This is a genomic window from Mycobacterium sp. IDUB_5 (assembly GCF_055419565.1).
This window is the reverse complement of the sequence record NZ_JBVAXX010000004.1, coordinates 535066-560503: the sequence shown is the minus strand read 5'-3', so window position 1 is coordinate 560503 and position 25438 is coordinate 535066. Positions and strand designations below refer to the sequence as shown.

Here is a 25438-nt window from a genome sequence, read left to right as displayed (position 1 = left end):
GTGAGCCTGAACACCATCGCTTTGGAGCTGGTGCCGCCGAACGTCGATCGCGGACGCGAGCGGGCTCTCTCCGACGCCGAGAAGGTGCTGCGCTGTTCGGCCGAGGCGGGCATCGGCGGTCGGGTTCGGCACGTGATGATCCCGGGCATGATCGAGGAGGACGACGACCGTCCCCTGGAGATGAAGCCCAAACTCGACGTGCTCGAGTTCTGGTCGATGATCAAGCCCGAACTGCCGGAGGTGCGCGGGTTGTGCACCCAGGTCACCGCGTTCATGGACGAGCCGACGCTGCGTGGCCGGTTGACCGAGCTGAGCGAGAGCGGGTTCGACGGCATCGCCTTCGTCGGTGTGCCACGCACCTTGAGCGACGGCGAAGGTTCCGGGGTGGCGCCCACGGATGCGTTGACGATGTTCGACGAGGTCGTCGACAACCGCGGCGTCATCCTGATCCCGACCCGCGAAGGCGAGCAGGGCCGGTTCTCGTTCAAATGCGGCCGCGGCGCCACCTACGGCATGACGCAGCTGCTGTACTCCGACACGATCGTCGACTTCCTCACCGAGTTCGCCGCCACCAACGAGTACCGGCCCGAGATCCTGCTGTCCTTCGGCTTCGTGCCTGCGGTGGAGAACAAGGTCGGCTTGATCAACTGGCTGATCCAGGACCCGGGCAACGCCGCGGTCGCCGCCGAGCAGGACTTCGTCAAGCAGCTGGCCGGCGCCGAGCCGGTGGAGCGGCGCAAGCTGATGGTGGACCTGTACAAGCGCGTGATCGACGGTGTGGGCGAGCTGGGCTTCCCGCTCAGCGTGCACTTCGAGGCCACCTACGGCATCAACACCCCGGCGTTCGAGACGTTCGCCGAGATGCTGGCCTTCTGGGCTCCAGACACCCCATGATCTCCGATCCTCCGGTCGGCACGCTGGGCGCGACGTCGATCGACTGTCCGAACCCGGGCGAGCTGGCCGACTTCTACGCGGCGCTGCTCGGCATGCGGCGACTGGTGGAGACTCCTGACGGCGGCGTCGTGGCGATCACCGACGGTGCCGCGATCCTCGCGCTGATGCGCGTCGACGACTACCGCGCGCCGACGTGGCCGAATCCCGATGTCCCGGCGCAGATTCACCTGGACGTGTCGGTCACCGATGTCGACGCGGCGGTGGCGGCCGCCGAGCGGCTCGGCGCACGCCAGGCCGATGTGCAGCCGCAGCCGACGCTGTGGCGGGTGATGCTGGATCCGGTGGGTCATCCGTTCTGCCTGACCACGGTGTCCGCCGGCTGAGATGCCCGAGCCGAGCACGGAGAACGTGCGCGCCCTGCGCGCGCGGCTGGACGGTCTGACGCTGCGGGACGCGTCGCGGCTGGGCCGCAAGCTGCGTCAGCTCAGGTCCCCCGCACCCTCCCAGCTGGACCGGCTGACCCAGCAGATCTCGGCCGCCGAGGCGCTGGTCGCCACCCGCAGGGCTGCGGTTCCGCAGATCAGCTACCCGGACCTTCCGGTCAGCGATCGCCGCGACGACATCGCCGCCGCGATCGCCGCGAACCAGGTGGTGATCGTGGCCGGCGAAACGGGATCGGGAAAGACCACGCAGCTGCCGAAGATCTGCCTGGAGCTGGGCCGCGGTATCCGGGGCACCATCGGGCACACGCAGCCGCGTCGTCTCGCCGCGCGCACCGTGGCCCAGCGCATCGCCGACGAACTGGACACCCCGCTGGGCGAGGCGGTCGGTTACACCGTGCGCTTCACCGACCAGGCCAGTGACCGCACATTGGTGAAGTTGATGACCGACGGCATCCTGCTGGCCGACATCCAGCGGGACCGCCGCCTGCTGCGCTACGACACCCTGATCATCGACGAAGCGCACGAACGCAGCCTCAACATCGATTTCCTCCTCGGGTATCTGCGCCAGCTCCTGCCGCGCCGCCCCGATCTCAAGGTGATCGTCACGTCGGCGACCATCGAGCCGGAGCGTTTCGCCCGGCACTTCGGAGGCGCCCCGATCCTGGAAGTCAGTGGGCGCACATATCCGGTCGAAATCCGTTATCGCCCCTTGGAAGTTCCGGTGGTCGCCGACGGTGACGATCCTGACGACCCCGACCACGAGGTGGTCCGCACCGAGGTCCGCGATCCGACCGAGGCGATCGTCGACGCCGTCGCCGAGCTCGCGAGCGAGCCGCCGGGTGACGTGCTCGTGTTCCTGTCCGGTGAACGTGAAATCCGTGACACCGCAGAGGCATTGCGCGCAGACCTCGGCGAGAGGGCCGAGATCCTGCCGCTGTATGCCCGCCTGCCCACTGCCGAGCAGCAGAAGGTGTTCAGCCCGAGCCGCGCGCTCCGGCGGGTCGTGCTGGCCACCAACGTCGCCGAGACATCGCTGACGGTGCCCGGCATCCGCTACGTCGTCGACCCCGGGACCGCGCGGATCTCCCGGTACAGCCGACGCACCAAGGTGCAGCGGTTGCCGATCGAGCCGATCTCCCAAGCCTCCGCGGCCCAACGCGCCGGCCGGTCGGGACGCACCGCGCCCGGTGTGTGCATCCGCCTGTACTCCGAGCAGGACTTCGAATCACGGCCCCGCTACACCGATCCGGAGATCCTGCGCACCAACCTCGCCGCGGTCATCCTGCAGATGGCCGCGCTCGGCTTCGGGGACATCGAGGGTTTCGGGTTCCTGGACCCACCCGATGCCCGCAGCATCCGCGACGGCATCGCCCTGCTCACCGAGCTGGGCGCGTTCACCGACGGAGAACTGACCCCGCTGGGCCGTCGGCTCGCGCAGATCCCGGTCGATCCCCGGCTGGGCCGGATGATCCTGCAGGCCGACGCCGAAGGCTGCGTGCGGGAGATGCTGGTGCTTGCCGCGGCGCTGTCCATCCCGGATCCGCGGGAGCGACCCACGGACAAGGAGGAGGCGGCCCGGCAGAAGCACGCGCGCTTCGCCGACGAGAACTCCGACTTCGTGTCGTTCCTGAACCTGTGGCGCTACCTCGGGGAGCAGCGAAAAGAGCGGTCCGGCAGCTCTTTTCGCCGGATGTGCCGCGAGGAGTTCCTGCACTACCTGCGTATCCGGGAGTGGCAGGACCTGGTCGGTCAGTTGCGCGGCATCTGCCGTGATCTGGGCATCACCGAATCCGACGAGCCGGCCGACGTGGCGCGGGTGCACACGGCACTGACCGCCGGCCTGCTGTCGCACATCGGGATGCGTGACGACGCCAAAGGCCGGGAGTCCCGGGAGTTCCTCGGCGCTCGCAACGCGAAGTTCGTGCTGGCGCCCGGATCGGTGCTGACCCGCCGGCCGCCGCGCTGGGTGGTGGTGGCCGACCTGGTGGAGACCAGCCGGCTGTACGGGCGGATCGCGGCCCGCATCGATCCCGAGGCCGTGGAGCGGGTGGCGGGGCATGTGGTGGTGCGCACGCACAGTGAGCCGCACTGGGATGCCGAGCGCGGTGCGGTGATGGCCTACGAGAAGGTGACGCTGTACGGGCTGCCGCTGGTGGCGCGACGGCGGGTGGGGTACGCGCAGATCGATCCGCCGGTGGCCCGTGAGCTGTTCATCCGGCACGCCCTCGTCGACCAGGACTGGCGCACCAAACATCACTTCTTCGCCGACAACGCCCGTCTCAGAACAGAAGTCGCCGACCTCGAGGAGCGCGCACGCCGCCGCGACCTGTTGGTCGACGACGACGAGATCTTCGCGTTCTACGACGCCCGGATTCCCGCCGACGTGGTGTCGGCGCGGCACTTCGACGGGTGGTGGCGCAAAGAGCGGCACCGCACGCCTGATCTGCTGACGATGACGCGAGATGATCTGCTGCGCAACGAGTCCGATGCTGATCAACCCGACGCGTGGCAGGCCGAGGATGTGGCGCTGCCGCTGTCCTACCGCTACGAACCGGGCGCGACCGACGACGGCGTCACCGTCCACGTGCCCGTCGACGTCCTGGCTCGGCTCGGCGGTGACGACTTCGCCTGGCAGGTGCCCGCTCTGCGCGAGGAACTGGTGACCGCTCTGATCCGCTCGCTGCCGAAGGACCTGCGCCGCAATTTCGTGCCCGCCCCGGACACCGCTCGCGCGCTGCTGTCCTCGATCACACCGGAGGACGGTCCGCTCCTCGACTCACTGCAGAGGGAACTACGCAGGCGCACCGGCATTCTCGTCCCGATCGACGCATTCGACCTGGACAAGATCCCGCCGCATCTGAGGGTGACGTTCGCGGTGGAGGCCGCCGACGGCAAGGTCGTCGCACGTAGTAAGGACCTCACGGAGTTGCAGCGAACGCTGGCCGCGCCGGCCCGTGACGCCGTGGCGGCCGCAGCCGGGGATCTCGAACGGTCCGGGCTGCGAGCGTGGCCGGATATCGACGAGGTGCCGCGCGTCGTCGAACGGCAGGGACGGTCCGGGAACACGGTGCGCGGATACCCTGCTCTGGTCGACGAGGCAACGTCGGTGGCGGTGCGGGTGTTCGCCAGTGCGGCCGAGCAGGCCATCGCTGCGCCGGCGGGCACCCGCCGCTTGCTGCGGCTGACCGGACCGTCGGTGGTCAAACAGGTCGAGAAGGCGCTCGACATGCGGACCCGGCTGTCGCTCGGGACCAACCCGGACGGTTCCTTGGCGGCGTTGATCGAGGACTGCGCCGACGCCGCGATGCAGCTACTGGCTCCCGAACCACTCTGGACCAGAACAGAATTCGATCAAGTCCGTACGCGTGTCGGGCAATCTTTGGTCGCCACGACCCTCGACGTGGTGCGGCGCGCGGAAAAGGTGCTCGTCGCGCTGCACGACGTGTCGCTCGCACTGCCCGACACTCCGTCGGCGGTGCAGGCCGATGCGGTCGCCGACATCCGCGCCCAACTCGCGCGGCTGGTCCCCGCCGGCTTCGTGGCTGCCGCCGGGGCGCCGCGGCTGGCCGACCTGACCCGCTATCTGACCGCCGTCAGCCGACGGCTCGAGCGGCTGCCGCAGGCGCCGGCGGCGGACCGCGAGCGGATGGACCGGATAGGCGCCGTACAGGACGCCTACGACGACGTGGTGGCGGCGCTGTCCCCGGCGCGGGCGGCCGCCGCCGACGTTCGCGACATCGCCTGGATGATCGAGGAGTTGCGAGTCAGCCTGTGGGCGCAGCAATTGGGGACGTCGCGCCCGATCAGTGAGCAGCGCATCTACCGCGCGCTCGACGCGATCACGGGCTGAATCTCCTCAGCCCAGTGCGGCGATCCGCGCGACCGTCAGCGCGGACGTCAGCTGCAGCAGATCGGCGGGTCGCGACATCACCAGCCCCGTCAGGTCTTCCAACCGGCGCATCCGCTGGGCGACCGTGTTGGGGTGCAGGTGGAGCCGTTCCGCGGCGGCGCGCCGATCGAGTCCGGTGTCGACGACCACCCGGGCGGTGTCGAGCAGTGCCGTCGAGCGGGCGCGGTCATAGTCCATCGCGCGGCCGAGGACGGACACTGCGAACTCCCGCAGCCGCGCCGGATCGCCGAGCTCGAGCAGAAGCTGGTCGACCGTCAGCTGGGTCAGATCGATCACGGTGGGGGAGTCTGCCCCGGCGGCCAGGTCGAGTGCGCCACGCACGGTCCGGAAGGCAGCGGGCAGCTCCGAGGCACTCACAGTTCTCGACACAGCGGCATACACCCCTGGCACGGCAAGGGTGTCGAGCAGTCGGCGTGTCGTCTCCACGGCGGATTCGGCGGGCCAGAGCAGGATGACGTCGCCGCGGTGCACGGCCGACAGCGGCCGCACCGGCGCACGCCGGAAGAACCTGTCGGCGGTGGCCAGCACGCGTTCGGTGTCGGTGCAGCGCAACCCGATCAGCGTCTGGGTCCCGCCGAGGTCCCAGCCCAGCCTGCGGGCCCGGTCGAGGATGGCGGGAAGGCCGGCGGGGGCGGTGCCGAGCACGTCGGCCACGAGCGAACCCCGCAGGCGCTGTTCCACTTCGGCGGCCGTGCGGGCACGCAGCAGCTCGAGCGCGGTGACGACTGCGGCCTGTTCGACGGCGCGCACATCGACCGGCGACAACTGATCTGCTGGTGCGCCGACGCGGATGTGCGCCACCGCGGCGCCGTCGAGGATCACGTCGGTGACGGTGGCCCTCGGCTGATCGGGGGCGCTGTCTGTCTCGGTGACCGAGCCCGCGGCCGCCAGCTGCTCGCCGTAGGCGTCGTCGATCAGTACGGACCGCCCCAGGAGTTCGGCGAGTGCCTCGGCGACACCGGCGACGCCCTCACCGCGCAGGGCCGTCGCCGTCAGCAAGATGTGGACTTCCTCTGCGCGACGCAGTTCGGCGATCGTGGCCTGTTCGGCGGCCCGCAGCTGTGCGGTGCCCAGCGCGATCGCGACCTGGGTGGCCAAGGTGCTGACCAGACCGATCTCGGCGCGATCGAATCGGTGGGGACGAGCGCGATATCCGTTGAGCGCGCCCACGATCGTGGCTCCGCGCCGCAGCGGCACCGAGATCAGCGCCCGGTAGCCCTGTTCGTGCGCCACCCCGCTCCAGGTGAAGCCCGGCTTGCGATCGATGTCGTCGACCGTCACCACCTCACCCGTGCGAAACGCGATGCTGGTCGGTGCCTCGGATTCGTCGCGCACGTCGAGCAGGATCGGCCGGTCGGCGTTGACCTGAGCGACGTAGTCCGGCGACAGCCCGTGCGAGCCGACGATCGTCAAGGCGGTGCGGCCGGCGGTGGTGAGGAACGTCGGCAGGAACACCGCGCAGAAGTCGTAGCCCAGCAGGGTGCAGGCGGTCTCGGCCACCCGGGTCAGCACGGCCGCCACGGGGGTGTCCCCGCCGACGGCTTCACCGATGTCGGCCAGCGCATCCAGCCAGAGTTCCAGCTGGTGCACGCCACCGTATGTATCAGAGGACACAAGAAAAAGTCTAAGTGTGTGTGTCAAGACATTGCCCGCATCTCGGTCGGGGCCGCACAGTGGTGGTCGTGACGGTGGTCACACGTCAAGGAGGTTCTTCGGTGAGACGTTCGATTCGGATCTGGGTCCGCGTGGCGATCGCGCTCGCGTCGATATCGGCGGTGCTCGTGAGCACCGGGTGCGCCGCCGGACTCGGCGGTCCGGCGTCCTCGCGCACGGCGCGCGACGGCGTCATCCGGTTCACGTTCGCGCCCGACCCGATCTGGGACTACATGCACGAGACCGGAGTCGTCGCGCAGTGGGAGCACGACACCGGCTACCGCATCGAGACGAGCGCGACCTGGGACGAGTTCGGTCTATTCGCCGGCGGCCACGCCGACATCATCTCCACCGCGTCGTTCGAGGTGCCCGGACTGGAGGAGCAGACGCGCCGCGAGACCCTCATCATCGGCCGCTACAACGCCGAACGCAGCCGAATCCTGGTCCGCGCAGGCGATCCCGCCCAGACGCCGGCCGACCTGAAAGGCAAGCGGCTGGGCGTGTTCACGACCGTCTCGGGCACCCTCGTCTGGAGCGCGCTGGTCAAACAGCTGCACGGCGTCGACCTCACCGGCGGTGACTACGACGTCGTCGTCGCAGACATCCAGAACCTGTCGAACTTGTTGGCGCGCGGCGAGATCGACGCCTGCATCTGCTATCCCGATCTGTCTGCCCGCGAACTGCGCGACGGGTCGGTGCGCCCGCTCTACGACGGAAAGTCCTCGGCCGACCTGTTCGCCGAACTCGTCGCGCCGGGTCACGACGGTCCGATGGGCAACGTCTTCGTCGCTCGCAAGGACTGGGTGGACGGCCATCCGGCCGAGGTGTCGGCCTTCCTCGACCTGTGGGACCGCGGCCTCGCCGAATGGCAGGCACACCGCGACGAGATGATCGAACGCTACCCCCAGCACTTCGCAGTCGCCACGCCTGAGGACATCGCGTGGATGAAATCCTATGTCGCAGAACATGACTGGGTAGTCGACGAGGTCCGTTTCGACCCCACGTGGGCGCAGGACGAGAGCTCGGTGTTCGACCTGATGCGCACCACCGGAGTCATCGGCGACGACGTCACCGATCCGAAGTTCCTGCCCACCGAAGGAGTCCAGCCGTGACCGCCACCCTGACGCAGGCGCCCCGGCGCACGCTGAACCTCCGGTGGCTCGCCTCGGGCGCAGCGCTGCTCGCCGCCGTCGCGATCTGGGCGGCTGTCGCCGCCTTGATCGACGACCCGATCGTGCCCCGGCCGGCAGGAGTCGCCGAGCAGGTCGTCGCGATCGTGGTCTCGGGCGAGGCACTGACCAACTTCGCGGTCAGCATCGCCAAGATCGCCGCCGGTTTCGCGATCGCGATGGCGGGCGGTCTGGTGATCGGATTCCTGATGGGCCGTAGCCCGTTCATGACGTCCTACTTCTCCCTGCCGCTGTTCGTGCTCGGCAACATGCCCGGGCTGACCTACGCCGTGTTCGGGCTGCTGATCTTCGGGGTCGGCGCGGGTGGACCGATCGTCGTCTCCGCGCTGGTGGCCCTGCCGTTCATCGCGATCAACGTGGCCGAGGGTGTGCGGTCGGTGGACGGCAAGCTGCTGTCGATGTGTCATGCCTTCGGGCGCAATCGGTTCGACGTAGTGCGCCACCTCTACCTGCCCGCGGTCACGACGTTCGTCTTCGCCGGTGTCCGATACGGCTTCGCGATGGCGTGGAAGGTGGAAGCGCTGACCGAGGTGTTCGGCGCCAGCAGCGGCGTCGGCTTCATGATCCGCAAGGCCTACCAAGAGTTTCGCGTCGACGACATGCTTGCGTGGACCGCCCAGTTCATCATCGCGATGGTCCTGATCGAACGCGGACTGGCCGCGCTGGAAGACCGCTTCTTCGCCTGGCGAAAGGACATCGCATGACCACCCTCACTCGTCATCGGATCACAGGCGGGACCCGTTCGGCCACAGCAGTTCTGGCGGCTGTGGCGAGCATCCTGGCCGTCTGGAGCTTGGCTGTGGTGCTCGGCAACCGGGTGCCGTCGCTGCCGGATGCACTGACCCGGTTGAGTTCCGAGGCAGCCGCCGGCCAACTCTGGGGCAACCTGGCCATCAGCATGAACCGATTCGCGCTCGGACTGCTGGCGGCCCTCGTCGTCGGCACCGCACTGGGCGTGCTGATGGGACTGTCCCGACTGGCCGATCTGGCCTTCGCCGACCTGACCGCGGCCGGTCTGGCGATCCCCGCGGTGATCTGGGCCCTGTTGACCACGATGTGGTTCGGCTTCGGCTGGCTCACCCCGGTGGTCACCGTGTTCCTGTCCGGTCTGCCGTTCGTGATCGTGAACATCGCCAAGGCCACCCGCGCGGTCCCTGCGGACCTGCTCTTGATGGCGCGCGCGTTCGGTGTCTCCCAGCCAACGGTGCTCCGCCAGATCGTCGCGGCGGCCGTCGCCGGCTCCGCGGTCGCCGCCGTGCGCTTCGCGATCATGAGCGCCTGGAACGGTCTGCTCCTCGCCGAATGGTTCGGCTCCACCTCGGGCGTCGGCTGGCGCGCCCGCTACTGGTACGACGCCAACCAGCTCGACGGGTTCCTGGCCTGGGTGCTCGTCTTCATCGCCCTGCTGGTCGTCGCCGACCTGCTGATCCTCGGTCCCATCGAGCGCCGCACCACCCGCTGGCGCACCGTCTAGAAAGCGAGAAAACGCATGGCTTCCATCGACATCCAGCAGCTGATCAAGGAGTACACCGATCGCCGGGGTGCAGTCACCCGGGTGATCGACGCGATCGACCTGACGATCTCGGGAGAGACGTTCGTGTCGGTGGTCGGCCCGTCGGGCAGTGGAAAGACCACACTGCTCAACATCGTCTCCGGCATCGAACCGCACACGTCCGGCACGGTGTCGCTGCGGGCAGGGGAGCGCGACGCCCGCGTCGGTTACGTCTTCCAGGACCCCCGGTTGCTGCCGTGGCGCACCGTGATGGCCAACCTCGGCTTCGTACAGCACGAGCGCGACGGCTGGCAGGACCGCGCGCGGCACTACCTCGACCTGGTCGGGCTGAGCCACTGCGCGGACAGGTTCCCCGCACAGCTCTCCGGCGGGCAGCAGCAGCGCATCGGCATCGCCCGCGCGTTCGCCGTCGAACCCGACATCCTGCTGATGGACGAACCGTTCAGCCACCTCGACGCGATGACGTCGCGCACACTGCGCGAACACCTGGAACGCATCTGGCTCGAGTCGCGGCGCACCGTCATGTTCGTCACCCACGACGTGACCGAAGCGGTGCAGCTCTCGGACCGCATCGTCGTGCTCGCCCCCGGCGGGCGAATCCACGAGATCATCGACGTCGACCTGCCGCGCCCGCGCAAGGCGTCCGATCCCGCGGTGGCGATCCTGCAGGCCGAGGTCCTCGCCCGCTTCGAGGCGCTGGAAGCGATGGGGGCCGCCGTATGAGCACGACACTGCGCCGTGGACCGATCGACGTGCACGCGCACTGGCTGCCGCGGCACCTCTTCGGCCTCGCCCCCGGTTCTCCGTTGCCACCGCTGCGGGATCACCACGGCGAACTGCATCTCGGTGAACTGCCGCTGTCCATCGAGACCGACGCGATGAGCGATGTGAGCCGGGTGCTCGCCGACACCGACGCCGCCGGTCTGGGTGCCCGTGTGCTGTCTGCCCCGCCGTTCGCGTTCCCGGTCGCCGACGGCGCCGATGGGGTCGACGAGTTCGTCGGGACCTACAACGACGATCTCGCGAAGGTCTGCCGGGACAGCGATGGTCGACTGATCGGACTGGGGTTGATCTCGCTGCATGACCCGGTGGCCGCCCGCAGGCAGATGGAGGCGCTGGCGGGGGTCGAGGCGATCCGTGGTGTCGCGGTACCGCCACTGTTGGGCGCCACCTCCTTCGATGTCGCGCCGATGCGTGAGATCGTGGGCACGGCAGCAGAACTCGGACTCGCCGTACTCGTGCACCCGATGCAGCTGCCCCGGCCGGAGTGGGCGTCGCACTACCTTGTCAACCTGATCGGCAACCCCGTCGAATCCACCACGGCCGCGGCCTCACTCACCCTCGGCGGCGTCCTCGACGAGTACCCGTCGCTGCGGATCTGCCTGGTGCACGGGGGCGGCTGCGCACCTGCTCTGGTGGGTCGTTGGGCACACGGGTGGCAGCAGCGCGCCGACGTGCGCGGCACAGGCACCCGGCCGCCGCGGGAGGCGTTCTCCCAGTTGTGGTTCGACACACTCACCCACGACGTGCCGGCACTGGAGCTGCTGAAAGCACAGTCCGATCCGGCCCATCTGATGTGCGGCAGCGACTACCCGTTCGACATGGGCACGCCCGACCCTCTGCACCTTCCGCACGCGGCGGACATCGACGACGCCGCACTGGAGGCCAACGCCCGAGCATTCCTCGGACTCGACACAGGAGATGAACGATGAGCGACACTGCTTGGCGCGGTCACCGCGCGCTGGTGATCGGCGGTTCGATCGGCGGGCTGACGGCAGCGCTGCTGCTGCGCCGCCTCGGCTTCGACGTCGACGTCTACGAACGCACGCCGACCGACCTCGACGGCCGCGGCGGCGGCATCGTCCTGCAGCCCGACACGCTGCGCTGGTTCGCCGAGTGCAGCACTCAGCACCCCGAGACGGTCAGCACGCAAACGCATTTCGTTCAGTACCTGGGTGCGGGCAACGCCGTCGTGCACCGTGAACACGCGCCGTGGAGTTACACGTCGTGGGGCACGTTCTACCGGGCGCTGCTGGCCGACTTCGATCGTCTGAGTGGCACCGAGCACTACCACCTGGGCGAGTACGCCGCCGGCTTCGACCAGGACGCCGACTCGGTGACGGTGCGGTTCGCGTCGGGCCGGTCCGAGACCGCCGAGCTCGTCGTCTTCGCCGACGGCATCGGGTCCCCGAGCCGGCGGCGCATCGCCCCCGAGTCGCACATGGAGTACTCCGGCTACGTCGGTTGGCGCGGCACCGTGCCCGAACGGGACGTGACGCCCGAGACCTTCGAGCTGCTGCACGATTCGATCACCTACAGCGTCGCGCCGCACACTCATATCAACGTCTACCCGATCCCCGCCCCCGGCGGCGGGCTGAAGATCGGCGAGCGGCTCCTGAACTACGTCTGGTACCGCAATGTCCCCGAGGGGCACCAGCTCGACGAACTGATGACCGACAAGCGCGGCTTCGTCGCCGGGGTGTCGCTGCATCCCGGCCACGTGCAGGACCGATTCGTCGACGAGATGCGTTCGGCTGCAACCGAACTCTTGGCACCGGCGGCCGCAGAGGTGGTGCTGCGCACCGAACAGCCCTACCTGCAGGCGGTCTATGACGTCGGCGCCTCCCAGATGGCGCTCGGGCGGGTGGCCCTCGTCGGGGACGCAGCCAGTGCCGCCCGCCCGCACGCGGCTGCCGGCACCGCCAAGGCCGCGGCGAACGCGTGGGCGCTCTACGACGCGCTGTCCGACAGCTCCGACGTCGCCGAAGCGCTGGCCAAATGGGAGCCAGGCCAGCTCGAGCTGGGGCAGCGGTTGCTGCGCCGTGTCAAAGAGATGGGCACCCGCTCGCAAGTGGACTGCACCTGGGTCCCCGGCGATCCCGACAACCGGTTCGGCCTCTACGGCCCGGGCCGATAACCCACGAGGAGAGACCATGACAAGTACCCGTGAATTCCTGACAGACGCCCCGCTGGCGGGGACCCTGGTGGGCACCGACTTCGACGGCTGGACCGACGAGCTGCGCGCCGAATTCGCCGAGCATGCGCACGACGGTCGTGTCGGTTCCCGGCTGCTCAGCGAGAACGACAGGGTCCGGGTCTGGGAGATCCGGCTGGCGCCGGGGCAGCGGTGGCACGCCCACCGTCACGTCCTCGACTACTTCTGGACCGCGGTCACCGCCGGACGCAGCAAACAGCACACCGCCGACGGCACCACCCGCGAGGTCTCCTACGACGCCGGCGAGACCCGCCACTTCGATTTCGCGGCAGGTGAATTCCTGCTACACGACATCGAGAACGTCGGCGACACGGAGCTGGTGTTCACCACGGTCGAGCACCTCGACTCCGCGAACGCGGCGCTTCCGCTCTAGGGGCTGACCGCGGCGCTCGCGGGGTCGATGAGGATCTTGGCGTGCGTCTCGGGGTCACCGAGGGCGTCGAAGGCCGCGGCGACGCCGTCGAGGCCCACGGTTCCGGTTACGAGTGCCGAGGCGTCGAGCTTGCCGTCGGCCAGCATGTGCAGGGTGTCGCGGAACTCCAGCGGCGTGTAGCCGAACGCGAATCGGATGTCGACCTCCTTGCCGATCGCCATGGCGGGCCGGATCTTGTCGTCGCCCATACAGACGCCGACCACGACGATCCGCGAGGCCAGCGGGGCGGCGCCGATGACCCCGTCGATCATCCCGGGCACCCCGACGCATTCGAAGATCACCGGCCGCTTCGGCGCGGTGCCGCCGAGGCGGTCGGCCAGCCGGTAGACGTGCGACCAGCCCGGGATCTTGCGCAGCTTCTCCATCGACCCCATGCCGAGCTCGTAGAGCGCCGGGAGTTCGGTCATCCCGCGCTGCTTGCCCGGCACGGCCTCGTACGGCGAGTCGACAGCCGGGTCGACGACGACGTCGGCACCGCACCGCGCGGCCAGCGCCCGCCGGCCGGGGGAGAAGTCACTGGCGACGATCGTGCGGACCCCCAGCGTCTTCAGGTGACAGATCACCGCGAGCCCCACGGGGCCGCAGCCCAACACGATCGCGACGTCCTTGGTGGCGATCTCGCTGCGCCGCACCGCGTGGTAGGCCACCGCCATCGGCTCGGTGAGCGCAGCCGTCGCGGGGTCCAGGCCGTTGGGCACGACGAACGTCATCGCGGCCTCGGCCAGCACCTGCTCGGCGTAGGCGCCCGGCGCCAACGGTGAAAGACCCGTCAGATGCACGCCGCCGCGCGCACGCAGCAGCGGGAACGACACCACCGTGGTGCCGGGAGTGAACTCCTTCCCCACCTTGCGTCCGCGTTCGGCGACCACGCCGCAGAATTCGTGGCCCATCACCACAGGGGTGTCGCCGCGCATGAAGTCGGTGTAGCCGCCTTCGGCCATCACCTCGCGGAGTTCGTCGGCGTGATCCTTGGCGTGCAGGTCCGATCCGCAGATGCCGCAGCGCAGCACCTCGAGCACCAGCTGGCCCTCGGCGGGGGCGGGATCGGGAAGGTCGATGACGTCGAGAGAGCCGTGCACACAGCGGACCGCTTTCATCGGCCCATCGTCGCACGGTAGAACAGGCCTATGACCAGACGGCAGAAGTGGGCGGGGATCGCACTGGCGGTACTGGCCGTCGTCACCGTCGTGCCGGGCGCGCGCGCCGAACCCGAGGCGCCTCCGGGGGTCGCCGCGGTGCCGGTCATCGAGCCCGTCGTGCTGGGAGAGATGCCGCACGATCCGATGGCGTTCACCGAGGGATTCGAGATCGACGACGGCGTGCTGTACGAGGGCACCGGCGAGGTGGGCACCTCCCAGCTGCGCGAGCTCGACCCTGACACCGGCGCCGTCCGCAAGGCCGTCGACATGCCCGGCCGCTACTTCGGTGAGGGTGTCACCGTGGTCGGGGACCGGGTCTGGCAGCTCACCTACACCGACGGGGTCGCCGTCGAATGGGATCGGGGCACGCTGACCCCGATCCGTGAAGTCCCGATCACGCCGCAGGGCTGGGGGCTTTGCCGGGACGGCGACCGGCTGATCCGCAGCGACGGCACGTCGCGGCTGCGTTTCCAGAACCCGGACGATCTGACCGAGACCGGCGGCGTCGACGTCACCAAGTCCGGATTGCCGGTCACCGGCCTGAACGAACTCGAGTGCGTCGGCGACCGGGTGTGGGCCAACGTGTGGCCCACCGACACGATCGTGCGGATCGATCCGGCCACCGGTGCGGTGGATCTGGTGGTCGACGCCAGCGCGCTCCGCGCGCGCGGGATTCCGCCGACGGCACAGGTGCTCAACGGGATCGCGCACGTCGCCGGTGACGAGTTCCTGCTGACTGGCAAGTACTGGCCGACGACGTTCCGGGTCCGGCTCGGGTGAGCGCGGTGAGCACCCAGATGAGCAAGGCGCGCTCGCTGTCGATCGTCACCCTGGCCTACGTGCTGGCCGTTGCCGTGGCCGCCGCGTGGCTGCTGTGGGGACCAGGCACCGGGCGGCTGTGGCTGGACACCCTGATCGCCGATGTGCTGGCCACCCTGGTGGTGTTCGCGTTCAGCCGCGCCTATCGCAATTCCAGTTTCTACGACGCCTATTGGAGCGTGATCCCGCCGCTGCTGCTCTTCTACTGGTGGAGCCAGGGGCACGGCGATCCGCTGCGGTCCTGGCTGCTCGCCGTTCTGGTCGTCGTGTGGGCGGTGCGGCTGACCGGCAACTGGCTCTACGCGTTTCCCGGGCTGCACCACGAGGATTGGCGCTACCCGATGTTCCGCGAGAGGGCGGGCCGCTGGGAGTTCGTGGTCGACCTGGTCGCCATCCACCTGATTCCGACGTTGCAGGTGTTCCTCGCGATGGTGCCCGCCTACGTGGCGGTGACGACGCCGGATCGCGGCCTGGCATGGCTCAGCGTGGTCGCGTTCGTGCTCGGAATGGCCGCGGTGGCACTCGAATTCACCGCGGACGCGCAGATGCACCGCTTCGTCCGCGACCGTGAGCACGGTCAGGTGATGGACCGCGGCCTGTGGGCCTGGTCGCGGCATCCGAACTACTTCGGGGAGTTCGGGTTCTGGTTCGCGGTGGCGCTTTTCGGTGTGGCGGCCTGGCCGACGGCGTGGTGGCTGTTCGCGGGTGCCGCGGCGATGCTGGCGATGTTCCTGGGCGCGAGCATCCCGATGATGGAGGAGCGCAGCTTGGCCCGCAGGCCCGACTATCAGGCGGTGATCGACCGCGTGCCCCGGTTCGTGCCCCGGCCGCCGGCGAAGGTGCGCGCGTGAAGCGGGTGGTGATCGCCGGCCTCGGCGACACCGGGGTGCTGACTGCGATCAAGTTGGCGCGCCACGCGCAGGTCACCGGTATCTGCAGCAAGCCGGGCCTGGTCAGCGGTCAGGAGTTGGGCTGGCGGCTCGCTCGGCCTGACGAGTGGGCGCGGCACAACTGGATCCCCTACGGCCGGTTCCGGGGGCTGGACCGGGTCACCACGGTGCACGGCACACTCACCGGCGTGGACCTCGAATCACGCAGTGTTGCTGTCGAACTCGCTGACGGCGCAACGCAGCAGGTGCCCTACGACGCGCTCGTCATCGCGACCGGGGTGCGCAACGGGTTCTGGCGCACACCCGTGCTGCAGGGGGCCGACGAGGTCGACGCGGATCTGCGCGCGCCGCACGAGAAGCTCGCCGCGGCGCGGTCGGTGATCGTGGTCGGCGGGGGAGCGGCCGCGGTCAGCAGCGCTGCGCAGATCGCGACCACGTGGCCGGGGAAACGAGTGGACCTGTACTTCCCCGGAGAGCGCGCGCTCGCCGGACACCATCCGAGAACGTGGAAGACAGTGCAGCGCAGGCTCACCGATGCCGGAGTGAGGTGCCATCCCGGTCACCGGGCCGACGTGACAGAGCTGCCGACCGATCTGACGTCTGGCCCGGTGCAGTGGCGCACCGGTCAAGCTCCGGCGGCGGCCGACGTGGTGCTCTGGGCGATCGGGCGAGTCGTGCCCAACACCGGCTGGCTGCCCGGCGACGTGCTCGACGAGCAGGGCTTCGTGCGCGTCACCCCGACACTGCAGGTGCCGGGGCACCCGGAGGTGTTCGCGATCGGCGACGTCGCCGCCACCGATCCGCTGCGCAGCTCGGCGCGCAACCGTGCCGACGGCCTGCTGGCCCGCAACGTGCGTGCGTTCTTCGACGGCGGTGAGCTCAAGTCTTACCGCGCGCCCACGCGGCGGTGGGGATCGGTGCTGGGCATCCAGCCCGACGGGCTGGAGGTGTTCGCACCCAACGGCCGTGCGTTCCGGTTCCCGGCCTGGTCGTTCGACCGGGTGCTGATGCCTTGGATCGTGGCCCGGGGCATCTACCGGGGTATCCGGGCGCGCTGAGCGCTCACCCGGCCACGTCGAAGAACGTGACGGACAGCTGGGATTCGGCTGGGGTGAGCCGGTGTTCGGCCAAGTGGGCCAGCAGGATTCGGCGGGCGGGTGCCCCCTGCAGTGCGACCACGCGGACGTCGTCACGCAGATTGGACAGCGCGAGCCGCGGTGCCATCGACACCCCGAGGTCGATGGCCACCATCGCCTGCGCCTCCTGGTAGTCGTTGGCGGCGAAGGCCACTGACGGGGTGAATCCAGCTGCGCTGCAGGCTCGTTCGAGGGCCTCGCCGACCGGGTGGGTGTCTTCACGGGTGATCCATTGCTCGTCGGCGAGTTCGGTCATGTCGATCGAGGAACGGTCGGCGTAGCGATGGTTGGCCGACACCAACAGCATCGGGGGGTCCACGAGCAGCTCGCGGACCACCAGATCGGGGTCGGCGACGGGGGCCCAGTGATAGTCCCAGAGCAGCGAGAGCTCGATCTCGCGAGCGTCGAGCATCGCGCGCAGCGCGGCGAAGCGGGAACTGCGCACGGTCAGTGAGACGGCGGGGTGGCGGGACTTGAAGTCCTTGACCACCCGGGGCAGCAGCCCGGCGCCGGCGGTGGGGAAGGTGCCCAGGCGCACGGTCCCGGACCGAAGGCCGGCGATGTCGTCGAGCTCGCTGCGCGCGGCGCGCAGCTGCAGTTCGATCCGCTCGGCGCGCCGGATCAGGGCGCCTCCCGCCTCGGTGAGGCGTACGCCGCGGGCGTGTCGTTCCAGAAGTGGTTGTCCCGCTTCGGCTTCCAGCTTGGCGATCTGCTGAGAGATGGCCGAGGTGGTGTAGCTCAACCGGGTGGCGGCAGCGGTCAGCGACCCGGCCCTCACCACGTCGACGAGGAGCAGCAGCCGCCGCGGGTCCAGATCGCTCATGCCCACCAGACTATAGCTGAACTTAAGCCATATCGAGTTTTCCGAGATTGTTCTAGAGGCTGGATGTGTTGCATCCTCGAATCACCGGCCAAACGTGACCGGTATCACGCACAGACGAAAGGTCGTCACATGCTCACCCTGCGAGGCACGTGGATGCGCGGCGGGACCAGCAAGTGCTGGCTGTTCAACGCCGTCGACGTCGACCCGCTGGTTCGCGAGGACGGTGACCTCGATCGTCTCCTCAGCGCCGCGTTCGGTTCCGGGGACCCCGCGCAACTGGACGGTGTCGGCGGCGGCAGTTCGACGACGTCGAAAGCCGCTGTGGTCCGCAGGTCCGCAGTGCCGGGCATCGACATCGACTACCTGTTCGCCCAGGTCGCGATCGGACGGCGCGCGGTCGAATGGGGCAGCAACTGCGGCAACTGCGCCACCGCGATCGGGCTGTACGCGCTGCAGTCGGGGCTGGTGCCCGTCGCCGCCGAACGCACTGTCATCCGGATGCGCAACCAGAACACGGGCGCTGTCCTGACCGCGGAGATCGACACAGCGCAGGCACGCATTCCCACCGAGGGCACCGCCGCCGTGCCCGGCACGACGGCGCTGGGTGTGCCCGTCGCGCTCACCTTCGATGCCGTCGTCCCGTCCGCCGCTGCTCTGCTTCCCAGCGGCGCCGTCACCGACTCGCTGGAAGCTGCCGGCCGGCACTACGACGCCACACTGGTCGCCGCCGGTGCGCCCGCTGCGCTGTTCGCCGCACGCGACTTCGCGATGACGGGCGCCGAGAGCAACGACGTGCTCGCCGAGCGGCTCCCGGTGCTCGTCGAATTGCGCCGCCAGGCCGCCCTGCGGATGGGCCTGGCGCGATGCACCGACCCGGTGTCGCATGCCGTACCGAAGGTCGGCATCGTCGGCCCCGCAGTGCCGTACCGCACCACCGCGGGCGAGTCCGTCGACGCGTGCGACTACGACGTCTCGGTCCGCATGGTCTCGATGATGGCGCCGCATCCGTCGATCGGATTGACGTCCGCGGTCGCGATCGTCGCCGCGGCAGCGGTCGACGGCAGCACCGTCGCCGGTCACATCGGCGCCTGCGCCCCGGGACGGCTGAGGATCGGCACGGCCGCCGGGGTCGTGCACGCGACCTACACCCGGCACGACGACGGCACAGTCGATTCGGTCAGCCTGCACCGGGCAGCGCGCCGCATCGCCACCGCCGAGCTGTATGTCGCCGACACCACCGCCGCGCTCGCGGGGGCACCGTGATCGGCCCGTTCTCCGGACTTGCGGGTCTCTTCCTGCCGATACTGGCAGCGAGCCCGCCGGCCGGAGCCATCCCACCCAGCCCCCGACCGGCGACCGCGAACGCGGTCACCTCGAGCAGATGAAGGAAACCATGAAAGTCACGATCGAGCACCTCACCCTCGCCTACGGGGGGAACACGGTCGTCAGCGATCTCGACCTGCAGATCAACGACGGCGAATCCTTGGTCCTGCTCGGCCAGTCGGGCTGCGGCAAGACGAGCACCATGCGCTGCATCGCGGGTCTGGAGACGCCCAACGTCGGGCGCATCACGATCGGTGACCGGGTGGTGCACGACAGTGCCAGCGGGAAATCGGTTCCGCCGCACAAGCGCAACGTCGGCATGGTCTTCCAGTCCTACGCGGTGTGGCCGCACAAGACCGTCTTCGAGAACGTCGCGTTCTCGCTGCGCATGCAGAAGGTCTCGCGCGCCGAGACCGCGACGCGCGTCGGCGAGGCACTGGATCTGGTCGGGTTGGGTGAGTTCGCGTCGCGGGGTGCGAGCCTGCTCTCCGGCGGCCAGATGCAGCGCGTCGCCCTGGCCCGCTCCCTCGTCATGCGCCCCAGCGTGCTCATGCTCGACGAACCGCTGTCCAACCTGGACGCGCGGCTGCGCGAACGCCTCCGGATGGAGTTGCGCGAACTGCAGCTGCGGCTGGGACTGACCACCGTCTACGTGACCCACGACCAGATCGAGGCGTTCGCGCTCGCCGATCGGATCGCGCTCATGCAGAAGGGCCGCATCGTCCAGATCGGCACCCCGGAGCAGATCTACAAGCAGCCGACGTGCGCGAGCATCGCCGACTTCCTCGGCATCGGCAACATCTTCCGCGGTAGCTCTGGCGCCGACGGTTTCCGCCTGTCCGACTACCCGGCGATCACCGTCGATGTCGATCACCATGCCGGCGACGACCCGTCGATCGTGTGCCTGCGCCCCGAGGACCTGTTGGTCACCGGTCCGAACGAGCCACGCCCGGCCGGTCAGCACTGGACCGGACGCATCGAGGTCGCCAGCTACCAGGGCGCCTCCATCCGCTACCGGGTCACTCTCGACAACGGCCCCGAGATCGAGGCCATCGCCACCGGACACGGCAGCCCCGTCCTGGGCATCGGCGAGGACGCGATCGTCACCGCGCGCCCCGGCGCAGCCCAGGTCCTGATCGACGACCGCGCCGACACCACGCCGGCGGTGACGGCATGAGCGCCCCCACCCTCACCCGGCCGGCGCCGCCGACCCCAGGAGGCCCGGACGTGCAGGTGCCCCAGCCCCGGCGGCGGATGAGCCGCTGGATTCCGGTCCTGCTGCAGCTCGCGGTGCTGGCTGTGATCGTGCTGTGCCCGATGTTCTTCATCCTGGCCGGCGCATTCACCACCGACTCCGACCGCGAATCCCTGTTCGATTTCGGCAGTTTCACCCTCGACAACTTCACCGTCCTGGGCTCCGGAACGGCGCGCACCGCGTTGCTGAACTCCGCGGCCGTGGGTATCGGCGCCTCGGTGGTGGCGCTGGTGATCGGCTGCCTGCTGGCCTTCCTCGCCGCGCGCACCGACGTGCCGGGCCGAAAAGCGGTGTACGGCATCGCGATAATGCCGCTGTTCCTGCCCGCCCTGGTCGGCGCGCTGGCTTGGGCGCTGCTCGGCGGACCCGCCACCGGCTATCTCAACCTCGCGCTCAACGCGATCGGGCTGCCGCATCTGATCAACATCTACAGCTTCGCCGGCATGGTTCTGGTACTGGGTCTCTACTACGCCCCATACCCCTTCCTGATGGTGCACTCCGCACTGTCGCTGATGAACCCCGACCTCGAGGACGCGGCGAGCCTGCACGGTGCCCGTGTCAGCCAGATGCTGCGCAAGATCACGTTCCCGCTGGTGATGCCCGCAGTTCTCGGCTCGGCGATCCTGGTCTTCGCGCTGACCGTGGAGAATTTCCCGGTGGCCCAGGTGATCGGCGTCCCCGGTGGTGTCGACACGCTGCCCACGCTGATCTACCGGTTGATGAACGCCTCACCAGCCCGGTCCAACGACGCCGCCGCCGTGGCCGTCGTGTTGACCGTGCTGCTCGTGGTGGTGGTCGCCTTCCAGCAGCGAGCGATGGGCAACAAGCAGTACACCACCGTCAGCGGCAAGGGTGTACGTGCGCGCCGAGTCCCATTGCGGGGCTGGCGGATTCCCGCCGCGGTGTTCGCGTGGACGTACTTCGCCCTGGCGGTCCTGCTGCCCGTCGGCGCCCTGGTGATCGCAGCGATGCAGACCAGCCCCTATGTCGCCGACCTCGGCCAGCTGGCCCGCCCCGGCGCACTCTCGCTGTGGGGCATGGGGCAGACGCTGACCGATCCGGACTTCCACAGTGTGGTGATCAACAGCGTGGTAGTGGGCGTGGCGACTGCTGCCATCGGAACGGCACTGTGCTTCGCGCTCGCCTACACCCGCTACCGAACCAATGCGCCCGGCCGAAAACTGCTCGAGTACGTGGCGATGCTGCCGCTCGCGGTGCCGGCGATCGTGCTGGGCCTGGGTCTGCTGTGGACCTGGCTGGCGCTGCCCGTGCCGATCTACGGCACGCTGGCCGTGCTCGTCATCGCCTTCGTCGCGGTCTTCCTGCCGCAGGGCTACCGCGGGGTGTCGGCGTCGATCATCCAGCTGGACAAGGACCTCGAAGACAGCGCGATCATGCTCGGCGCCCGCCGCAGGCGGGCAATCACCTTCGTCACCGCCCCGCTGCTGCGCGTCGGACTGTCCTCGACATTCCTTCTGCTGCTGATGCTGTCGATGCGCGAGCTGACTGCCGCACTGTTCCTGTTCACCTCCGACACCCGCCTGCTGTCGATCGCGATCTTCGACGCGTACGACAACGGATCGTTCCAGTCGGCGGCTGAGCTCAGCCTGCTCTACTGCGCGGTCATCGGCGTACTCGCGGTGCTGGCCCGCCGCTTCGGTTCCAAGGAGATCTCATGAAAAAGATCAGCACCCTGCTGGCCGCCCTGGTGGTCGGTACAGGCCTGGCCGCCTGCTCACCCCCGCCGGAGGCCCCGCCCCTGGCCAAGCCCGCCGAGTCCATCCAGCGCGACGGCGCGCTGGTGATCGACGGAGAGACCATCGCCGATCCGGCACTGTGGAAAGCCGCCCAGGAAGAAGGCGGGCTGGTCCTCTACAGCGGCTACACCCAGGACAGCGAAGCCACCGTGCTAGAGCAGTTCAAGGCCGACACGGGCCTGGACGTCAAGCTGATCCGGTTGACGCCCAACCGCCTCTACGAGCGCCTGGTCGCCGAGTACGGGGCAGGCAAGCTCAACGCCGACGTGGTGCGGATCTCCGACGCGGGATTCGTCTCCGGGCTCAGCAAGCGCGGCGTGTTCGCGCCGTACACGCCGTCGACCGCGGTCAATCTGCGCGACGACGTGGTGTTCGACGGGGGTGCCTACTACCGCACCTTCGATCCGATCTACACCTTCGGCTACAACACCGCGATGATCGACAAGGACGCTGCGCCGACTGCGTGGAAGTCGCTGCTCGACTCCCGCTGGGACAACAAGCTAGGCATCGCCCAGGCTGGGGCGGGTGGCAGCGCATTGGCGCTCACCCGCTTTCAGCGCGAGGTGCTCGGTGATGACTATCTGCGGGACTACGCCGGCCGGACAAGGGTTTTCGACTCCCTTGGCGCTGAGCTCGACGCGTTGGCCCGCGGTGAGATCGAGGCAGGCACCGTCGTGGTGAGCAGCGTCAACATCGCGATCAACGAGAACGCACCCGTCACGTTCGTCGTGCCGCCGGAGGGGGTCACGGCCTACGACTACTACACCGGTCTCGCGTCAACCGCGCACAACGTCGCGGCGGGCAAGGTGTTCATGAACTGGAACCTGTCCAAGCGCGGTCAGAACGTCATGCGCGACATCGGCGAGTACTCGGTGCGCGCCGACGTCCCGGCCCCCGAGGTGCGCGGAGTGTCGTTGCCCGACTTCGACGATCCCCGCGTGCACCGGATCACCCCGGCCGACTCGATCACCCACGCTCCCGACGATCAGAAGGCCTGGAACGCGATCTTCGGCTACAACGAATAACCGCACGAACCCGCAGATGCCCCGCTACTGGCGGGGCATCCCGGCATTGATGCGGTCCAGCAGCTGCGGATACCGCTTGGCTTCGGGGTGCCCACTCGGCTTCCCACTGCTCACCACCGCGACCGAGAGGGCACGCTCGGGGTCGGCCCACATCGCGATGTCGGTGAGGCCCGTGTGGCCGAAGGCGCCGGCGGCATCCCGCCCGAATGGGCCGAAGCGCTTGGAGCCCAACATGTATCCGGTACCCCAGCGCATCGGCTTCAACCCGGTCGCCAGGTCCGGGCGCAACCGGCGGGCCTCCCGGGTGGCTGCGCGCAGCGTCTCCGGCGACATCACCCGGATACCGTCGAGTTCACCTCCGCGACAAAGTATCTCGGCGAACCGGGAGAGCTCGTTGGCGTTGGACACCGTGCTGGACGACGGGATCACGCTGGTCAAGAAGGCCGGGGTGTTGGAGAACGGGATGATCTGCTGCGGCGTACCCCCGACGGCGGTCTTGAACGCCTTGGCGATCGGCGCGGGCAGCGGCTTGCCGGTCACATGGCTCGGCGCGACCAGTGGAACATCCTGCGGCGCAACACCGTAATTGGTCCAGCGGAAGTTCAGCGGCGCCAGGATCTCCTCGCGCAGGATGTCACGGATGCTGCGACCCGTCGCGGCGTTGATGATCTCGCGCATCAGCGGACCCCATGTCACACCGTGATAGATGTGCACCAGACCCGGTGGGTAGACCGGCTTCATCTTGCCGAGCATGTCGCGCGCGTAGTCGCTGTCGTCCATCCGTTTGAGGTCCGGTCGCGGACCGGTCGCGAACGGCACACCGGCACTGTGCGTCATCACGTGCCGGATCGTGGTGCGGTCCTTGCCGTGGCTGGTGTAGGTGGGCAGGTAGTCACAGACCCGGTCGTCGAGCGCGAACACACCCCGCTCGATGAGCATGTGCGCGACGGTGGTGGTGATCGCCTTGGCGGTGGAGTACACGCAGAACGGGGTGTCGGTGCCGACGACGACCTTCTCCGCCTCGGGTGAGTCGGCGGGGCCGTTACCCCACGCGTGGCCGATCGCTCGATCCAGGACGACGCGGCCGTCGCGGCGGATACACACCTGGATGGCCGGCTGCATGCCCGCCGCGTACCAGTGCCGGGCCGCCTGCCAGATGCGCTCGATGGCGGCCGGGTCGAGACCGGTGTGGTCCTCGGCGCCGACCGAGGTCACCGCATCGAGGTCCGCTGGCACCGCGATGCGGCCGTCACCCCGGTCGGAACCGGCCGAGCTCAGCGAGGCCCTCCGTTGAACATGCCGCTGCCGATGGCCTGGGTCAGTGCGCCGAGCAGGTCGCCGGGGCCGGGCTGGGGCGGCATCGGGCCGTTGGTGAGCTGCCAGGCCTGGCAGTCACTGGTGGTGAACGACGTGTCGGTCGCATCGATCTGCACGAACGCCGGCTTCTTGGTCAGGGCGTTGTCGACCAGCTTGTCTCCGGCCGCGCGCTTCCAGTAGCAGGCGCCGTTGTCGACCGGGCCGGCGGACTGGTACACGCCGGGGAGGATGTCCTTGCCGACCGCGTACGACCCGTCGGCGTCGATCGTCGTCTTCGGGCCCTCGCCGGCGGGGGCCGGAGGGGCGGGCGCAGGAGGCGCGGGCTGAGCGTGGGCCAGGGGCGCCACGACGCAGGAGCACGTCAGCGCGACGGCGGCGGTGGCGAAACGCAGCGATCTCATGAGAAAACCAGCCTCATAGAAAGACAGTCTAAGTGCTGCGGCGGCGGGCGTGAACCCGCCGCCGCAGCACCTGGTGTTCTGCTCGGTGTCAGCCGGCCATGAAGGTGTTGTAGGCCGACTGCAGATCGGCGGGCAGCACGTTCACGTTGCAGGTGCGCTGGGTGTCGCCGATCGGCGCCAGGATGCCCCGCAGGTCGTAGTACTCACCCGGGTTCGCGGTGAAGTAGGTCCGCAGGTTCGCTTCGGCGTCGGGTCGCGGCTGGTGCATCGCGGCCGTCACGGCCTGGTTGGCACCGGGATGGCTGTCGAGGTACTGGCGTGCCGCGGTGGTCGCCGAACCGACCGTGCCCGCGACCTGGCTGGCGCTGCAGCCCTGGATGGGCTGAGCCGACGCGACAGGCGCGGCAACACCTGCGACAGCAAGCCCGCCGAAGACACACGCCGCCCCGACGCGAGCCATATTCTTGCGCACGCTGATAGCACTGGAATTCATGGTGATTGTGGTCCTTGTCAGAGTTTGTT

The 25438-nt window shown here is 69.0% G+C and carries 23 protein-coding genes; 17 read left to right on the top strand and 6 right to left on the bottom strand.

Going from position 1 to position 25438, the window contains the following annotated elements; genetic code table 11:
* From ACZY1G_RS15815 to hrpA, 3 genes are read left to right on the top strand one after another with little or no spacing between them, the layout of a single operon-like run.
* Complete coding sequence (locus ACZY1G_RS15815) at window positions 1-894, top strand: mycobacterial-type methylenetetrahydrofolate reductase (RefSeq protein WP_463822899.1); 894 nt, start codon at window positions 1-3, stop codon at window positions 892-894.
* Complete coding sequence (locus ACZY1G_RS15810) at window positions 891-1277, top strand: VOC family protein (RefSeq protein ID WP_463822898.1); 387 nt, start codon at window positions 891-893, stop codon at window positions 1275-1277. Before ACZY1G_RS15815 ends, ACZY1G_RS15810 begins: the two co-directional genes overlap by 4 nt.
* A 1-nt stretch (window position 1278) precedes the next feature.
* Window positions 1279-5187 (top strand): ATP-dependent RNA helicase HrpA, encoded by a 3909-nt coding sequence (gene hrpA, locus ACZY1G_RS15805; RefSeq protein WP_463822897.1) that lies wholly within the window; start codon window positions 1279-1281, stop codon window positions 5185-5187.
* A gap of 6 nt (window positions 5188-5193) precedes the next feature.
* On the opposite strand, the gene ACZY1G_RS15800 is transcribed toward hrpA, so the two are convergent.
* Window positions 5194-6861 carry a helix-turn-helix domain-containing protein gene (locus ACZY1G_RS15800; protein WP_463822896.1) on the bottom strand — a complete coding sequence of 556 codons (1668 nt, stop codon included), beginning with the start codon at window positions 6859-6861 and terminating at the stop codon, window positions 5194-5196.
* 101 nt (window positions 6862-6962) lie between these two features.
* On the opposite strand from ACZY1G_RS15800, the gene ACZY1G_RS15795 reads away from it, so the two are divergent.
* From ACZY1G_RS15795 to ACZY1G_RS15765, 7 genes are read left to right on the top strand one after another with little or no spacing between them, the layout of a single operon-like run.
* Window positions 6963-8012, top strand: a complete 1050-nt coding sequence (locus ACZY1G_RS15795; protein ID WP_463822895.1) for an ABC transporter substrate-binding protein — start codon at window positions 6963-6965, stop codon at window positions 8010-8012.
* A complete protein-coding gene (locus ACZY1G_RS15790) occupies window positions 8009-8794 on the top strand; it encodes an ABC transporter permease (protein ID WP_463822894.1) in 786 nt (261 codons plus the stop codon). Before ACZY1G_RS15795 ends, ACZY1G_RS15790 begins: the two co-directional genes overlap by 4 nt.
* Window positions 8791-9564: an ABC transporter permease gene (locus ACZY1G_RS15785; protein ID WP_463822893.1), complete on the top strand. Its 774-nt coding sequence runs from the start codon at window positions 8791-8793 to the stop codon at window positions 9562-9564. The genes ACZY1G_RS15790 and ACZY1G_RS15785 overlap by 4 nt, the downstream gene beginning before the upstream one ends.
* A gap of 15 nt (window positions 9565-9579) precedes the next feature.
* On the top strand, window positions 9580-10326 hold the full coding sequence (locus tag ACZY1G_RS15780; protein WP_463812772.1) for an ABC transporter ATP-binding protein: 747 nt from the start codon (window positions 9580-9582) through the stop codon (window positions 10324-10326).
* Window positions 10323-11315: an amidohydrolase family protein gene (locus ACZY1G_RS15775; RefSeq protein WP_463822892.1), complete on the top strand. Its 993-nt coding sequence runs from the start codon at window positions 10323-10325 to the stop codon at window positions 11313-11315. The genes ACZY1G_RS15780 and ACZY1G_RS15775 overlap by 4 nt, the downstream gene beginning before the upstream one ends.
* A complete protein-coding gene (locus ACZY1G_RS15770) occupies window positions 11312-12520 on the top strand; it encodes an FAD binding domain-containing protein (protein WP_463822891.1) in 1209 nt (402 codons plus the stop codon). The genes ACZY1G_RS15775 and ACZY1G_RS15770 overlap by 4 nt, the downstream gene beginning before the upstream one ends.
* Before the next feature lie 16 nt (window positions 12521-12536).
* Window positions 12537-12971: a cupin domain-containing protein gene (locus tag ACZY1G_RS15765; RefSeq protein ID WP_463822890.1), complete on the top strand. Its 435-nt coding sequence runs from the start codon at window positions 12537-12539 to the stop codon at window positions 12969-12971.
* On the opposite strand, the gene ACZY1G_RS15760 is transcribed toward ACZY1G_RS15765, so the two are convergent.
* On the bottom strand, window positions 12968-14128 hold the full coding sequence (locus ACZY1G_RS15760) for a zinc-binding dehydrogenase (protein WP_463812768.1): 1161 nt from the start codon (window positions 14126-14128) through the stop codon (window positions 12968-12970). The two genes, ACZY1G_RS15765 and ACZY1G_RS15760, sit on opposite strands and share 4 nt — an antisense overlap.
* A gap of 30 nt (window positions 14129-14158) precedes the next feature.
* Here ACZY1G_RS15760 and ACZY1G_RS15755 point away from each other — a divergent pair, with 30 nt between their 5' ends.
* The 3 genes from ACZY1G_RS15755 to ACZY1G_RS15745 are packed head-to-tail and all read left to right on the top strand — an operon-like array spanning window position 14159 to window position 16937.
* Window positions 14159-14950 carry a glutaminyl-peptide cyclotransferase gene (locus tag ACZY1G_RS15755; protein ID WP_463822889.1) on the top strand — a complete coding sequence of 264 codons (792 nt, stop codon included), beginning with the start codon at window positions 14159-14161 and terminating at the stop codon, window positions 14948-14950.
* Between the two features lie 17 nt (window positions 14951-14967).
* Window positions 14968-15840: a DUF1295 domain-containing protein gene (locus ACZY1G_RS15750; RefSeq protein WP_463823014.1), complete on the top strand. Its 873-nt coding sequence runs from the start codon at window positions 14968-14970 to the stop codon at window positions 15838-15840.
* Window positions 15837-16937, top strand: coding sequence for an FAD-dependent oxidoreductase (locus tag ACZY1G_RS15745; RefSeq protein ID WP_463812765.1), 1101 nt, complete (start codon window positions 15837-15839; stop codon window positions 16935-16937). Before ACZY1G_RS15750 ends, ACZY1G_RS15745 begins: the two co-directional genes overlap by 4 nt.
* A gap of 4 nt (window positions 16938-16941) precedes the next feature.
* Here ACZY1G_RS15745 and ACZY1G_RS15740 read toward each other — a convergent pair whose 3' ends face one another.
* Complete coding sequence (locus tag ACZY1G_RS15740; protein WP_463822888.1) at window positions 16942-17838, bottom strand: LysR family transcriptional regulator; 897 nt, start codon at window positions 17836-17838, stop codon at window positions 16942-16944.
* 129 nt (window positions 17839-17967) lie between these two features.
* Here ACZY1G_RS15740 and ACZY1G_RS15735 point away from each other — a divergent pair, with 129 nt between their 5' ends.
* From ACZY1G_RS15735 to ACZY1G_RS15720, 4 genes are all read left to right on the top strand, one after another.
* Window positions 17968-19101, top strand: coding sequence for a PrpF domain-containing protein (locus ACZY1G_RS15735; RefSeq protein WP_463822887.1), 1134 nt, complete (start codon window positions 17968-17970; stop codon window positions 19099-19101).
* A 130-nt stretch (window positions 19102-19231) separates the two neighbouring features.
* Window positions 19232-20338 carry an ABC transporter ATP-binding protein gene (locus tag ACZY1G_RS15730; protein ID WP_463812762.1) on the top strand — a complete coding sequence of 369 codons (1107 nt, stop codon included), beginning with the start codon at window positions 19232-19234 and terminating at the stop codon, window positions 20336-20338.
* Complete coding sequence (locus tag ACZY1G_RS15725; RefSeq protein WP_463822886.1) at window positions 20335-22095, top strand: ABC transporter permease; 1761 nt, start codon at window positions 20335-20337, stop codon at window positions 22093-22095. Before ACZY1G_RS15730 ends, ACZY1G_RS15725 begins: the two co-directional genes overlap by 4 nt.
* On the top strand, window positions 22092-23198 hold the full coding sequence (locus ACZY1G_RS15720; RefSeq protein ID WP_463822885.1) for an ABC transporter substrate-binding protein: 1107 nt from the start codon (window positions 22092-22094) through the stop codon (window positions 23196-23198). The genes ACZY1G_RS15725 and ACZY1G_RS15720 overlap by 4 nt, the downstream gene beginning before the upstream one ends.
* Before the next feature lie 24 nt (window positions 23199-23222).
* On the opposite strand, the gene lipE is transcribed toward ACZY1G_RS15720, so the two are convergent.
* The 3 genes from lipE to ACZY1G_RS15705 form a co-directional block, all read right to left on the bottom strand.
* Window positions 23223-24476: a lipase LipE gene (gene lipE, locus ACZY1G_RS15715; RefSeq protein ID WP_463823013.1), complete on the bottom strand. Its 1254-nt coding sequence runs from the start codon at window positions 24474-24476 to the stop codon at window positions 23223-23225.
* On the bottom strand, window positions 24473-24916 hold the full coding sequence (locus tag ACZY1G_RS15710) for a hypothetical protein (protein ID WP_463812759.1): 444 nt from the start codon (window positions 24914-24916) through the stop codon (window positions 24473-24475). The genes lipE and ACZY1G_RS15710 overlap by 4 nt, the downstream gene beginning before the upstream one ends.
* A gap of 88 nt (window positions 24917-25004) precedes the next feature.
* Entirely contained in the window at window positions 25005-25409 is a 405-nt protein-coding gene (locus tag ACZY1G_RS15705) for a heme-binding protein (RefSeq protein ID WP_463812758.1), read from the bottom strand.
* Between the last annotated feature and the right edge of the window lie 29 nt (window positions 25410-25438).

What these genes read in the sequence shown, in the direction of transcription:
- ACZY1G_RS15810 (WP_463822898.1), top strand. Translation starts at nt 891, where the DNA reads ATGATCTCCGATCCTCCGGTCGGCACGCTGGGCGCGACGTCGATCGAC.
- ACZY1G_RS15720 (WP_463822885.1), top strand. Translation starts at nt 22,092, where the DNA reads ATGAAAAAGATCAGCACCCTGCTGGCCGCCCTGGTGGTCGGTACAGGC.
- ACZY1G_RS15775 (WP_463822892.1), top strand. Translation starts at nt 10,323, where the DNA reads ATGAGCACGACACTGCGCCGTGGACCGATCGACGTGCACGCGCACTGG.
- hrpA (WP_463822897.1), top strand. Translation starts at nt 1,279, where the DNA reads ATGCCCGAGCCGAGCACGGAGAACGTGCGCGCCCTGCGCGCGCGGCTG.
- ACZY1G_RS15780 (WP_463812772.1), top strand. Translation starts at nt 9,580, where the DNA reads ATGGCTTCCATCGACATCCAGCAGCTGATCAAGGAGTACACCGATCGC.
- ACZY1G_RS15705 (WP_463812758.1), bottom strand. Translation starts at nt 25,409, where the DNA reads ATGAATTCCAGTGCTATCAGCGTGCGCAAGAATATGGCTCGCGTCGGG.
- ACZY1G_RS15710 (WP_463812759.1), bottom strand. Translation starts at nt 24,916, where the DNA reads ATGAGATCGCTGCGTTTCGCCACCGCCGCCGTCGCGCTGACGTGCTCC.
- ACZY1G_RS15755 (WP_463822889.1), top strand. Translation starts at nt 14,159, where the DNA reads ATGACCAGACGGCAGAAGTGGGCGGGGATCGCACTGGCGGTACTGGCC.
- ACZY1G_RS15770 (WP_463822891.1), top strand. Translation starts at nt 11,312, where the DNA reads ATGAGCGACACTGCTTGGCGCGGTCACCGCGCGCTGGTGATCGGCGGT.
- ACZY1G_RS15760 (WP_463812768.1), bottom strand. Translation starts at nt 14,128, where the DNA reads ATGAAAGCGGTCCGCTGTGTGCACGGCTCTCTCGACGTCATCGACCTT.
- ACZY1G_RS15730 (WP_463812762.1), top strand. Translation starts at nt 19,232, where the DNA reads ATGAAAGTCACGATCGAGCACCTCACCCTCGCCTACGGGGGGAACACG.
- ACZY1G_RS15785 (WP_463822893.1), top strand. Translation starts at nt 8,791, where the DNA reads ATGACCACCCTCACTCGTCATCGGATCACAGGCGGGACCCGTTCGGCC.
- ACZY1G_RS15765 (WP_463822890.1), top strand. Translation starts at nt 12,537, where the DNA reads ATGACAAGTACCCGTGAATTCCTGACAGACGCCCCGCTGGCGGGGACC.
- ACZY1G_RS15735 (WP_463822887.1), top strand. Translation starts at nt 17,968, where the DNA reads ATGCTCACCCTGCGAGGCACGTGGATGCGCGGCGGGACCAGCAAGTGC.
- ACZY1G_RS15750 (WP_463823014.1), top strand. Translation starts at nt 14,968, where the DNA reads ATGAGCAAGGCGCGCTCGCTGTCGATCGTCACCCTGGCCTACGTGCTG.
- ACZY1G_RS15740 (WP_463822888.1), bottom strand. Translation starts at nt 17,838, where the DNA reads ATGAGCGATCTGGACCCGCGGCGGCTGCTGCTCCTCGTCGACGTGGTG.
- ACZY1G_RS15725 (WP_463822886.1), top strand. Translation starts at nt 20,335, where the DNA reads ATGAGCGCCCCCACCCTCACCCGGCCGGCGCCGCCGACCCCAGGAGGC.